A 12,539-nucleotide genomic window follows, 5' to 3' on the forward strand; every position below is an offset into this window, starting at 1 on the left:
CATGGCCGTCCTGACCCGCAGCGTACGGCCGAGGTCCCGCCGGTCGGCCCGGCGGCTGGCCGCGGACGCCGGACTCCTGGTGGTGACGGCCGCGTTCGCGCTGCCGCTCGCGTGGGTGGTGCTGTCGTCGCTGGACGCGCACGCCGACCTCAGGGTGAAGGTGCCGGACGGGGTGACCCTGTCGAACTTCGACGCCGTCATGACGTCGGACATCACCTTCACCCCCCTGCTGAACAGCCTGATCCTCTGCGGTGGCGGCACCCTGCTGACGGTGGTGTGCGCGGCGCTCGCGGCCTACCCGCTGTCCCGCTTCCGGTCGCGGCTCAACCGGCCCTTCCTGCTGACCGTCCTGTTCGCGACGAGCCTGCCGATCACCGCGATCATGGTGCCGGTGTACGCCCTGTTCGTACAGGTGAACCTCATCGACACCATGCAGGGCACGATCTTCTTCTTCGCCGCCTCCCAACTGCCGTTCGCCATCTGGCTGATGAAGAACTTCATGGACGGCGTCCCGAAGGAACTGGAGGAGGCGGCCTGGACGGACGGGGCGTCCTCCCTGCAGTCCCTGATCCGGATCGTGCTGCCCCTGATGGGCCCGGGGGTGGCGGTGGTGACGGTCTTCTCGTTCGTGATGATGTGGGGGAACTTCTTCGTCCCGTTCATGCTGCTGCTCACCCCGGACCAGATGCCGGCGTCGGTCAGCATCAACGAGTTCTTCGGCAACCGGGGCACGGTGGTCTACGGGCAGCTCGCGGCGTTCTCCGTCATCTACTCGACGCCCGTGATCCTGCTGTACGTCCTGGTGGCCCGACGGCTGGGCGGGGGGTTCGCGCTCGGCGGCGCCGTGAAGGGATGACACTCGTCGGACCGCCCGTACGAGGCACACCGGCCGGAACCGTAGGTTCCTACGATCCGTGATTGTGGCCGAACAGACCGTAGTCAGAGCGGTCCGGGGCCCATACCTTGTGCGCGTGCACCGACCGCAGGCCCAACAGCCCACCCCGCCCTTCAACGCCCTCGCCGCCCGCAGACTGCGGGCGGCGCTCGGCATGGGGCCCGAACACGTCGCCTACGGACTGCGAGCCTCCTACGGGCTGCCGTACGCGACACCCGATCTCATCACCGCGTGGGAGCGCGGCACCATGGCACCGAGCAGCCCGGAACTCACCGCCCTCGCCGGGGTGTTGTGGTGCTCACCGGGTGAACTCATCGGCGCCCCGCGCACCTTGCGCGAACACCGCGTCGCCCGCGACCTCGCCCAGGAGGACGTCGCGCGGGCCGTCGGACTCGAACTCCTCGCCTACCAGCGGATGGAGGACTCCGGCACCTGGCGCGGCACCGAGCGCCAGTCGACCGCGCTCGCCGACGCGCTCGAACTGTCGCTGCCCGACTTCGTCACCGTGACGGGCCGCGACGGCAAGCTCGCCGACCTGCTGCGCAGCGCGGTCACCACGCGCTGGCAGGCGTACGTACGGCCGGTCGCCAAGACCGTGCCCCTGGACCGGCAGCTCCTGGAGGACACACTGCAGGAGCTGCACACCGACTACCAGGGGCAGATGGTCGCCACGCTCAGCTGGAGCTCGGGGCCGGCCGCGGCCGACTCCGGCGAGTCGGGGCGGGACTACCTCGACCGGATCGTCGACCACTTCTGGTCGACGATCCGCGCGAACACGTACTGACACGAACACGTATCGGCACGTACCGACACGTAGCGACACGTGCTGACGCGTACCGACACATCGGAACGACGCGCCGTGCGCCACGAGCCGCACGCGACGGGCCACGCGCCACGGCCACAAGCCGCGCGCCGCCCGCCCCGCGGGATCCGATCCGATCCCCCGGCGGGGACTAGAACACCGACTCGGCCTCGTCCATGCGGTCCTTGGGGACCGTCTTCAGCTCGGTCGTCGCGTCCGCGAGCGGCACCATCTCGACGTCCGTACCGCGCAGCGCGGTCATCCGGCCGAACGCTCCGCTGTGCGCGGCCTCCACGGCGTGCCAGCCGAAGCGGGTGGCGAGCACACGGTCGTACGCGGTCGGAGTGCCGCCGCGCTGGATGTGGCCGAGGATGACCGGCTTGGCCTCCTTGCCGAGGCGCCGCTCCAGTTCGTACGCGAGGGCCGTGCCGATGCCCTGGAAGCGCTCGTGGCCGAACTTGTCGATCGCGCCGTGGCCGTAGTCCATGGTGCCCTCGGCGGGGTGGGCGCCCTCAGCGACGCAGATGACGGCGAACCGCTTGCCGCGCGCGAAGCGCTCCTCGACCATCGCGACCAGGTCGGAGGGGTCGAAGGGGCGCTCGGGCAGGCAGATGCCGTGGGCGCCGGCCGCCATGCCGGACTCCAGGGCGATCCAGCCGGCGTGCCGGCCCATGACCTCGACGACCATCACGCGCTGGTGCGACTCGGCGGTCGTCTTCAGCCGGTCCATGGCCTCGGTGGCGACGCCGACGGCGGTGTCGAAGCCGAAGGTGCGGTCCGTCGCGGAGATGTCGTTGTCGATCGTCTTCGGGACGCCAACCACGGGCAGACCCGCGTCCGACAGCATCCGCGCGGCGGTGAGGGTGCCCTCGCCGCCGATCGGGATGAGGACGTCGATGCCGAACTCGCGCGCCATGTCCTGCGCGTTCTCGCAGGCCTCGCGGAGCCGGTCGCGCTGGAGCCGGGAGGAGCCGAGAATGGTGCCGCCACGGGCGAGGATGCCGCTGACCGCGTTGAGGTCGAGCGTGCGGTAGTGGCCGTCGAGGAGGCCGGCGTAGCCGTCCTCGAAGCCGATGACCTCGTCGCCGAAGTTGGTGACCGCTCGGTGCACGACCGACCGGATCACTGCGTTCAGGCCAGGGCAGTCGCCGCCTGCGGTGAGAACTCCGATGCGCATCGTGCTGTGTCTCCTGCTCGCTGCTGGTACGTGTGAGCCAGTCCGATTGTTCCACGCCCCGGGGGGCGCCGCCGATCCCCCCGGCCCCACGGAGGCCGTGCGGGCGCCCGGTCCGGCTCGACCAGGGCGTTTGTACGGGCGGGCGCCTTAGCCAGCGCCAGAGGTATTGTCAAGAGGGTTCTGCTCACGTTGGTGGGCCCCTTTGCGAGCCCAGCGCACCGCCTGGCGCCGAGACGGATGGAGAGCACGCGTGACGCGCAGCGTGTACGTGACCGGGATCGATCGCGGCGACGGCCGCCAGGTCGTCGAGCTGGGGGTCATGGAGCTCCTGACGCGCCAGGTCGACCGCGTGGGCGTCTTCCGTCCGCTCGTGCACGACGGTCCGGACCGCCTCTTCGAACTGCTGCGGGCCCGCTACCGCCTCGCACAGGACCCGGCGACGGTCTACGGCATGGACTACCACGAGGCGTCCGCGCTCCAGGCCGAGCAGGGCACCGACGAGCTGGTGTCCACGCTCGTCGACCGCTTCCACCTGGTCGCCCGCGACTACGACGTCGTCCTCGTCCTCGGCACGGACTTCGCCGCCACCCAGCTCCCCGACGAGCTGGCGCTGAACGCCCGGCTGGCGAACGAGTTCGCCGCCTCCGTGATCCCCGTCGTCGGCGGCCGGGGCCAGACCGCCGAGTCGGTGCGCGCCGAGACCCGCAACGCCTACCGCGCGTACGACGGGCTGGGCTGCGACGTCCTCGCGATGGTCGTGAACCGGGTGGAGCCGGAGGTCAGGACCGAGGTCCTGGAGCGGCTCGGCACCCGCCTGCCGGTGCCCTGCTACGTGCTGCCCGACGAGCCCGCGCTGTCCGCGCCGACCGTCGCGCAGATCACCCAGGCACTCGGCGGCGAGGTGCTCCTCGGCGACGACGCCGGACTGTCGCGGGACGCCCTCGACTTCGTGTTCGGCGGCGCGATGCTGCCGAACTTCCTGCGGGCCCTGACTCCGGGATGTCTCGTCGTCACCCCCGGCGACCGCGCCGACCTGGTGATCGGCGCCCTGGCCGCGCACAGCGCCGGCACCCCGCCGATCGCCGGCATCCTGCTCACCCTGAACGAGCACCCCAGCGACGAGATCCTCACGCTGGCGACGCGCCTCGCGCCCGGCACCCCGGTGGTCTCGGTGGCCGGCACCTCCTTCCCGACCGCGACCGAGCTGTTCTCACTGGAGGGCAAGCTGAACGCGGCCACCCCCCGCAAGGCGGAGACCGCGCTCGGCCTGTTCGAGCGGTACGTGGACACCTCGGACCTGCTGAAGCGGGTGTCCGCGCCGAGCAGCGACCGGCTCACCCCGATGATGTTCGAGCACAAGCTGCTGGAGCAGGCCCGCTCCGACCGGCGCCGTGTCGTGCTGCCGGAGGGCACCGAGGAGCGTGTCCTGCACGCCGCCGAGGTGCTGCTGCGCCGGGGTGTCTGCGACCTGACGCTGCTCGGTCCGGCCGAGCAGATCCGCAAGAAGGCCGCCGACCTCGGCATCGACCTCACCGCGGCCCAGCTCATCGACCCGCAGACCTCCGACCTGCGGCACTCCTTCGCGGAGAGGTACGCCGAGCTGCGCGCCCACAAGGGCGTCACCGTGGAGCTGGCGTACGACGTCGTCGCGGACGTCAACTACTTCGGCACGCTGATGGTGCAGCAGGGCCTCGCCGACGGCATGGTGTCGGGGGCCGTGCACTCGACGGCCGCGACCATCCGGCCCGCCTTCGAGATCATCAAGACCCGGCCCGACTCGAAGATCGTCTCGTCCGTGTTCTTCATGTGCCTCGCCGACAAGGTCCTCGTCTACGGCGACTGCGCGGTGAACCCCGACCCCGACGCCGAACAGCTCTGCGACATCGCCATCCAGTCGGCGGCCACCGCCGAGCAGTTCGGCGTGGAGGCGCGGATCGCGATGCTGTCGTACTCGACGGGCACCTCGGGCACGGGCGCCGACGTCGACAAGGTGCGCGAGGCGACGGACCTGGTGCGGCTGCGCCGCGGCGACCTGCGGATCGAGGGACCGATCCAGTACGACGCCGCCGTGGAGCCGTCGGTCGCGGCGACCAAGCTGCCGGAGTCCGAGGTCGCGGGCCAGGCGTCCGTACTGATCTTCCCGGACCTCAACACCGGCAACAACACGTACAAGGCCGTGCAGCGCTCCGCCGGCGCGATCGCGGTCGGCCCGGTGCTCCAGGGACTGCGCAAGCCCGTCAACGACCTGTCGCGCGGTGCGCTCGTCCAGGACATCGTCAACACCGTCGCCATCACGGCGATCCAGGCCCAGACCCCCGACCAGAAGGCTCCCGCGCAGTGACTGCCGAACCGTCCCCCGCCCCCGCCGCGTGCGGCGAGGCCCGCCCGGCCTCCTCGGCCACGCGTGTCCTCGTCCTCAACTCCGGCTCCTCGTCGGTGAAGTACCAGCTCCTCGACATGCGGGACAGCTCCCGGCTCGCCGTCGGCCTGGTGGAACGCATCGGCGAGGGCACCTCGCGGCTCCGGCACACCGCGCTCACCACGGGCGAGACCCGTGAGTCGGCGGCCGAGTTCGCCGACCACGAGGCCGCGTTGAAGGCGGTGGCCGCGGAGCTGGCGAGCGACGGGCTCGGCCTGGACTCCCCCGAACTCGCCGCGATCGGCCACCGCGTGGTGCACGGCGGCAGGACGTTCACGGAGCCGACGGTCGTCGACGACGCGGTCCTCGCGGAGATCGAGCGGCTGATCCCGGTGGCGCCGCTGCACAATCCGGCGAACCTCACCGGCATCCGCACCGCGATGGCGCTGCGTCCCGACCTGCCGCAGGTCGCGGTCTTCGACACCGCGTTCCACACGACGATGCCGGAGTCCGCGGCGCGCTACGCGATCGACGTACAGACCGCCGACGAGCACCGCATCCGCCGCTACGGCTTCCACGGCACCTCGCACGCCTACGTGTCGCGGGCGACGGCCGAACTGCTCGGCAAGGCGCCCGAGGAGGTCAACGTCATCGTGCTGCACCTGGGCAACGGCGCGTCGGCGTCGGCGGTCCGGGGCGGCCGCTGCGTCGACACCTCGATGGGCCTCACGCCGCTGGAGGGGCTGGTGATGGGGACCCGGTCGGGCGACGTGGATCCGGCCGTCATCTTCCATTTGAAGCGTGTTGGGAACATGTCCACGGACGAGATCGACACTCTTCTCAACAAGAAGAGCGGTCTGATCGGCCTGTGCGGCGACAACGACATGCGGGAGATCCGCCGCCGTGTCGACGAGGGCGACGAGCAGGCGCGGCTCGCCTTCGACATCTACATCCACCGCCTGAAGAAGTACATCGGCGCCTACTACGCGGTGCTCGGCCGGGTGGACGCCATCGCCTTCACCGCCGGTGTCGGCGAGAACGCGGCGCCGGTCCGGGAGGCCGCGATCGCGGGCCTGGAGGAGCTGGGGCTCGTGGTCGACGGCGACCTGAACGCCGTACGCGGGGACGAGGCGCGACTTATTTCGCCGCCCTACGCGCGGGTAGCGGTCGCCGTGGTGCCGACGGACGAGGAACTGGAGATCGCCACACAGACGTATGCGCTGGTCGGAGAGGGTGCTTCCTGAGCGGGCCGCAAGGCCACGCCTGAGCGGCCGCCCGCCCATTTGTATCTTCCGCCAGACGGAATATTCCGCAGCGAAACAAACCGATAGGATCGCCCCATGCGCCGTTCGAAAATCGTCTGTACTCTCGGCCCCGCGGTCGACTCCCACGAGAAGCTGGTCGCGCTGATCCAGGCCGGCATGAACGTGGCCCGATTCAACTTCAGCCACGGCACCCAGGCAGAGCACCAGGGGCGGTACGACCGGGTCCGGGCCGCAGCGGCCGAGACCGGCGTCGCCATCGGCGTGCTCGCCGACCTCCAGGGCCCGAAGATCCGCCTGGAGACCTTCGCCGAAGGCCCCGTCGAACTGCAGCGCGGTGACGAGTTCGTCATCACGACCGAGGACGTCCCCGGCGACCGCCACATCTGCGGCACGACCTACAAGGGCCTGCCCGGCGACGTCTCGCACGGCGACCAGATCCTCATCAACGACGGCAACGTCGAGCTGCGGGTCGTCGAGATCGACGGCCCCCGGGTCAAGACGGTCGTCATCGAGGGCGGCGTGATCTCCGACCACAAGGGCATCAACCTGCCCGGCGCGGCCGTGAACGTGCCGGCGCTGTCGGAGAAGGACATCGAGGACCTGCGCTTCGCCCTGCGGATGGGCTGCGACATGGTCGCCCTGTCCTTCGTACGCGACGCCGACGACGTGAACGACGTCCACAAGGTGATGGACGAGGAGGGCCGCCGGGTCCCCGTCATCGCCAAGGTGGAGAAGCCGCAGGCGGTCGAGAACATGGAGGGCGTCGTCACGGCGTTCGACGCCGTCATGGTGGCCCGCGGCGACCTGGCCGTCGAGTACCCGCTGGAGAAGGTCCCGATGGTGCAGAAGCGCCTCGTGGAGCTGTGCCGCCGCAACGCCAAGCCGGTGATCGTCGCGACCCAGATGATGGAGTCGATGATCACCAACTCCCGTCCCACGCGCGCCGAGGCGTCCGACGTCGCGAACGCGATCCTGGACGGCGCGGACGCGGTCATGCTGTCCGCCGAGTCCAGCGTGGGCGCGTACCCGATCGAGACCGTGAAGACGATGTCGAAGATCGTCGTCGCGGCCGAGGAGGAACTGCTCTCCAAGGGTCTGCAGCCGCTGGTCCCGGGCAAGAAGCCGCGTACGCAGGGTGGTTCGGTCGCCCGTGCCGCCTGCGAGATCGCCGACTTCCTCGGCGGCAAGGGCCTGGTGGCGTTCACGGAGTCCGGCGACACCGCGCGCCGCCTCTCCCGCTACCGCGCCGCGCAGCCGATCCTGGCGTTCACCACGGACGAGGGCACGCGCAACCAGCTGTCGCTGAGCTGGGGCGTCGAGTCGCACGTCGTGCCGTTCGTGAACAGCACCGACGAGATGGTCGAGCTGGTCGACCGCGAGCTGCGCAAGCTCAAGCGGTTCAACGAGGGCGACGTCGTCGTGATGACCGCCGGTTCGCCCCCCGGCGTCCCCGGCACCACCAACATGGTCCGGGTGCACCACCTGGGCGAGGTCGACCACGCCTGACCCCGCCTCCGCACAAAACGCCGAGGGCGCCCCCTGTCGGACAGGGGGCGCCCTCGGCGTCTTGTGCGGCTCGCGCGGCTCCCGGACGGGTTCCGAACGGGTTCCGGACGACTCAGCCGGTCGTGTACTGGTGCAGTCCGGGGATGGTCAGGGTGCCGCCGAACTGGCCCGCCTGGACGACCTTCACCTTGGTGAAGTAGATCAGCGGGATGTTCAGCGGCGGAGGGTTGTCCGGGTCGAACGTGATCGGGATCAGACCGAGCAGATTCCCGGAGATGCTCTCCGTGTACATGATCGTCTTGCCGTCGCGGATGGTGGACGTCGAACCCTTGGCGGCCTGCACGTGGTACGTCTTGCCGGCCTGCTTGTCGTCCACCGTCTGGTGCAGGTCCCCGATGTCCGTGCCGTCGGAGATGACGTACTTGAGGACCTTCTTGACCGTGCCGTCGGCGGTCCTCACCTTGACGACGCCCTGGTAGTCGGCGCCCTTGAGGAGCAGGGAGCTGGCGTTGAGGTACCACGGGTCGTCGGGCAGGGTGACCGGGTTGTCGACGCCGCCCTCGTCGTCGGTGGCGACCGGACAGTCCTTGGGATCCGTCGTGGAGCTCGCGGAGGGACTGGGCGTCACCCCGGCGTCCTCGGCGGCCTTCTTGACGGCGTCGGTGGTGTCCTTCGCCGCCTCGGAGGCCGTGTCGGTGGTGTCCTTGAGGGTGTCCTTGACCGTGTCGGTGACCTTGTCGGTCGTGTCCTTCACGGTGCCGGAGGAGCTCTTGTCGTCGGGCGAGGCGGTCGTGCCGGCCCCGTCACCCTTCTCGTCGCCCGCGGAGGCCGACGCGGAGGGAGCAGGGGTGGCGCTCTCCTTCTCGTCGGGCGTCAGGATGTCCTTGATGGCGTCGCCGATCCCCAGGGGGTCGAGCGGGTTCTTCGTCTTGGACGCCGTGGGGGCCGGAGTGGCGGCGCTGTCGGCCGACTTGTCCGACGTGCTCGGTGCGGAGGACGACGCGGAGGGGGTGGGTTCGGCCTTGTCGTCGGAACCTGAATCCGGCGAAGAGGTCTTGCCCGAGTCCGTGGAGTCCTGCGCGTCCGAGGACGCGGAGGGGGTCGGTGTGGCCGTGCCGGACGACTCGCTCGCACTGGCCGAGGGGCTCGGCGACGCCGATTCCGACGCGTCCTTCTTGTCGTCGGCGCCGGTGACGGCCTCGACGCACGCCTGGTACTCGTCGGCCGTCAGGCTCTTGGCCGTGGAGTGGTCGTCCGCCTGGGCGAGTGTCGGCGTGAGGCCCATTCCCATGAGGACCGCGGTCGGCATCGCGGCTATGGCTATCGCCTTGCCGGCGGGCACGTGGAACCTGGTGAACAGCGGCTTCCTGGGGGCCGCGTGGCGCGGCCCGGTTCTCACACGGGACTCGTCCACCTCAGTCCCGTGGGTCACCTTGTCAGCCGGCACTGTGCCTCCCGTTCGCCCCGTTGCTCGGGCTCGTTCCTGACAGATCGTTCGGGTCGTCCACAGCGTTCGCGGTCACGGCGGGTCCGGCCGGCTCGGCCGCCACGCCCTGCGGCACGTCCCGCTCGGCGAAGGAAGCCGGCGCGGCGTACGCCTCGTCGGGTTCACCCGGAACCCAGGAGACGGCCATGGCACCGCCGATCAGGGCGAAGAGGAAGCCGACCAGGAAGCCGCCCAGGTTGGACACCGGGATGGACACCAGGGCGAGGAGGATCGCCGCGACTCCGGCGAACGTCCGGACGTGCTTCTGGAACCAGAGACTGATCCCGAGCACCACGAGGAGCACGCCGATGATGAGGGAACCGGCGCCCGCGGTGGTGGACATCGCCAGCGTCAGGTGCCCGAGCTGAAGCTTCGCGTACGGGAAGTACGCGATGGGGACACCGCCGAGCACGATGAACAGGCCGGCCCAGAACGGGCGGTCGCCCCTCCATGTACGGAAGTTCCGCCGGAACACCTGGAGGTAGTGCTCGTCGTTCTGGCCGGGCGCGGCAGGAGTCTCGGCGCTCATGGAAAACAGCTCCCTGGAACGGCTTTGCTGTGAGAAGTACACATGTTCGCTCCGCCTATGCGTGCGGAGCGGGGCGGGCGAAGCGGCCGAGGCCCCTGTCGCCCGCCCCAGGCGTGCCTAGTAGCACTCCTTGACGCCCTTGGCGACCGACATCTTCAGGCCGCTGAGCTTGAACGTGCCCGCCGTGGTGGCCCACGCCGTCTGCTTCACGTCCGTCAGGGTGGCCGAGTCGGCCTGCTGGGCGAACCCGTACGGGTTGGCCGTCTCGCCGCTCTTGAGCCCCGGGCCCTTGCTGGCGTCCTTGGCGGCAACACCGATGTCGATGCCGCGGAACGTCGCGTTGGCCTGGAGGTCCTCGACGTCGATGTACAGGTTGTCCGCCTCGACCGGCGTGTCACCGCCGCCGGCCTTCAGCACGAGGCTGACGGAACCGAGCAGCGGGATGTCCGGGGTGACGACGGACTGGCACATGTTGGTGATCTTGGCGTTCTTGAACGCCGAGACCGCGACGGGGTGAGCCGTCTTGTTGCCGTCGAGGGTGTAACCCGAGTCGATGGCTCCGTACTGCGAGAAGCCCGTACCGTCGAGCCGGTCAGCAGACACCTTGAACGACTGACCGGAAACGCTGAACGACGCGGCGAGGGCGCCCTGCGCGAGGGCGACACCTATCGCTGCCGTGGCGGCCACCGAAGGCACCATCACGACCGCGAACCGCTTCCATCTGGTCCCGCCACGCACCTGGGACTCCATATTTCCTCCTTCTCGGACGTACATCTCCTGGCCCTGACTGCCCCTTTCGGCGGCTCAGCCGGGCAGGGATGGGAGAAGTGCTACGTCCTCGGGAAGGAGAGCGCCTGTACCCGGAGGTGCGACTGCACCCGAATCACCGGCGATCACCCCCGAGCGACAACCACTGGTCGCGCCTGACACACATCACGCACAACCTGCTGGACAGGCTCCACCGGACGGCGGAGACCCCCCTGCCCAAGAGCCGACAGCACTGCCTTCGGCTCTACTCGGTGGGGACCCAGGGAATCCGCTGCCCCGACTGGCGGGCGGGGTACGGGAATGGACCGAGCGTCGCCGATCGTGGTCCATTCTCGCCGCCCGCACAAGGGGGTTCGTTACTCGCTAGTAACGGCGGGATAACCGAAGGACGACCGGCCGGTGTCGGTCAGCGACTCAGGGTGCCCTCTAAGGGGGTCACAGAGTGGTTGATTGGCGGACGGAACCAGACAGTTCAACGCCCTCGACTTACTCGGAGTAACAGCGGCCGCGTTTACCAAGTTTTGGTAAAGCGCGGCCACTTGCCCCTCTGTCGGCCAATGTTTCACGCGGGCATCACAGGCCCTGACGTTTAGGGACTGGTCAGAACAGGGCCCTCGCGAGGGCCCTGCGCGCCGCGATCACGCGGGGGTCGTCGCCTCCGACGACCTCGAAGAGTTCGAGCAACCGCACCCGTACGGCGTCCCGGTCGTCGCCCGCCGTCACGCGCACGGTGTCGATGAGCCGCCCGAAGGCGTCCTCGACGTGGCCGCCCACCAGGTCCAGGTCGGCGCCCGCGATCTGCGCGGCGACGTCACCCGGCTTCTCGGCGGCGTCCTTGCGCACCTGCTGAGGGTCGAGGCCCTGCACCCGCTGGAGCAACTCGGCCTGGGCGAGTCCCAGTTTGGCCTCGGTGTTGGCCGGGTCGTCGCTCAGGACGTTCCGGTACGCCTGCACGGCGCCGCCGAAGTCGCCCGCGTCCAGCGCCTGTACGGCGGCCTCCAGCAGGGCGTCGTAGGGCCCGGCGGGCATCTCCGGGGCCTCGGGGGCGCTGCCGGGCTCCGCGTCGCCGTCGACCGTCAGGCCGGTCAGACCGAACCGCTCCTCGGCGACCTGGACGAGCTGGTCCAGCGTCCCGCGGATCTGCGCCTCGGCGGCAGCCCCCTGGAAGAGCGGCAGCGCCTGGCCGGCGACCACCGCGAAAACGGCCGGGATCCCCTGGACCCCGAACTGCTGCATCAGCATCTGATTGGCGTCGACGTCGATCTTGGCGAGCAGGAACCGGCCGTTGTACTCGACGGCCAGCCGCTCCAGGAGCGGGCTGAGCTGCTTGCAGGGCTCGCACCACTCGGCCCAGAAGTCGATGACGACCGGCACCTCGGTGGAACGCTGCAGGACCTCGCGCTCGAATCCCGCCTCGTCGACGTCGATGACGAGGCTCGCGGGAGTGACGGCCCCGCCTCCGCCGCCCTGGCGGGCCGCGTCGGCGCGCGCCTGCTCCGCCTTCGCCTTGGCCTCCTGGGCCGCCTTCACCGCGGCGAGGTCGACGACTCCGCTCATGGACATGTTCCGTGGCTGCATGAGTACATCCTCCCCCTTCCTCGCGCACGTGTGAAAAGCCGTGTGAAAAGCATGCTGAAAGCCGGTCCCCGTCCGGCCTGTTCGGCGCCGGGTCCCCACCTGGCGCCCTGTGCGGTTGTCGCCGCGTTCGAGCTTTCGCTACGAGTCGTAGCGTAACTGTCCCGGGGCACGCCT

At 69.9% G+C, this 12,539-nt stretch carries 10 protein-coding genes; 5 read left to right on the top strand and 5 right to left on the bottom strand.

The window, feature by feature from the left end; translation table 11 throughout:
• Window position 1: 1 nt before the first annotated feature.
• Together OG406_RS13500 and OG406_RS13505 are read left to right on the top strand one after the other, a co-directional pair.
• Entirely contained in the window at window positions 2-856 is an 855-nt protein-coding gene (locus OG406_RS13500) for a carbohydrate ABC transporter permease (protein WP_329185904.1), read from the top strand.
• A 109-nt stretch (window positions 857-965) separates the two neighbouring features.
• Complete coding sequence (locus tag OG406_RS13505; protein ID WP_382753536.1) at window positions 966-1,679, top strand: helix-turn-helix domain-containing protein; 714 nt, start codon at window positions 966-968, stop codon at window positions 1,677-1,679.
• A 169-nt stretch (window positions 1,680-1,848) separates the two neighbouring features.
• On the opposite strand, the gene OG406_RS13510 is transcribed toward OG406_RS13505, so the two are convergent.
• Window positions 1,849-2,874: an ATP-dependent 6-phosphofructokinase gene (locus tag OG406_RS13510; protein ID WP_081219504.1), complete on the bottom strand. Its 1,026-nt coding sequence runs from the start codon at window positions 2,872-2,874 to the stop codon at window positions 1,849-1,851.
• A 250-nt stretch (window positions 2,875-3,124) separates the two neighbouring features.
• Here OG406_RS13510 and pta point away from each other — a divergent pair, with 250 nt between their 5' ends.
• The 3 genes from pta to pyk all read left to right on the top strand — a co-directional run bounded on the left by pta (window position 3,125) and on the right by pyk (window position 8,004).
• The gene (pta, locus tag OG406_RS13515) at window positions 3,125-5,215 is read left to right on the top strand and encodes a phosphate acetyltransferase (protein WP_164371760.1); all 2,091 of its coding nucleotides are present in this window, start codon (window positions 3,125-3,127) and stop codon (window positions 5,213-5,215) included.
• Window positions 5,212-6,477 (top strand): acetate kinase, encoded by a 1,266-nt coding sequence (locus OG406_RS13520; RefSeq protein ID WP_329185907.1) that lies wholly within the window; start codon window positions 5,212-5,214, stop codon window positions 6,475-6,477. The genes pta and OG406_RS13520 overlap by 4 nt, the downstream gene beginning before the upstream one ends.
• A gap of 96 nt (window positions 6,478-6,573) precedes the next feature.
• Window positions 6,574-8,004: a pyruvate kinase gene (gene pyk / locus OG406_RS13525; protein WP_081219501.1), complete on the top strand. Its 1,431-nt coding sequence runs from the start codon at window positions 6,574-6,576 to the stop codon at window positions 8,002-8,004.
• Between the two features lie 112 nt (window positions 8,005-8,116).
• Here pyk and OG406_RS13530 read toward each other — a convergent pair whose 3' ends face one another.
• The 4 genes from OG406_RS13530 to OG406_RS13545 all read right to left on the bottom strand — a co-directional run bounded on the left by OG406_RS13530 (window position 8,117) and on the right by OG406_RS13545 (window position 12,365).
• Complete coding sequence (locus tag OG406_RS13530; protein WP_266846744.1) at window positions 8,117-9,451, bottom strand: hypothetical protein; 1,335 nt, start codon at window positions 9,449-9,451, stop codon at window positions 8,117-8,119.
• Window positions 9,441-10,019, bottom strand: coding sequence for a DUF6114 domain-containing protein (locus tag OG406_RS13535; protein ID WP_266846746.1), 579 nt, complete (start codon window positions 10,017-10,019; stop codon window positions 9,441-9,443). Before OG406_RS13535 ends, OG406_RS13530 begins: the two co-directional genes overlap by 11 nt.
• Before the next feature lie 117 nt (window positions 10,020-10,136).
• On the bottom strand, window positions 10,137-10,769 hold the full coding sequence (locus OG406_RS13540) for a DUF6230 family protein (protein WP_081219498.1): 633 nt from the start codon (window positions 10,767-10,769) through the stop codon (window positions 10,137-10,139).
• A gap of 618 nt (window positions 10,770-11,387) precedes the next feature.
• On the bottom strand, window positions 11,388-12,365 hold the full coding sequence (locus OG406_RS13545; RefSeq protein WP_164371764.1) for a tetratricopeptide repeat protein: 978 nt from the start codon (window positions 12,363-12,365) through the stop codon (window positions 11,388-11,390).
• Window positions 12,366-12,539 lie beyond the last annotated feature (174 nt).

The organism is Streptomyces sp. NBC_01428 (assembly GCF_036231965.1).
Classification (GTDB): domain Bacteria; phylum Actinomycetota; class Actinomycetes; order Streptomycetales; family Streptomycetaceae; genus Streptomyces.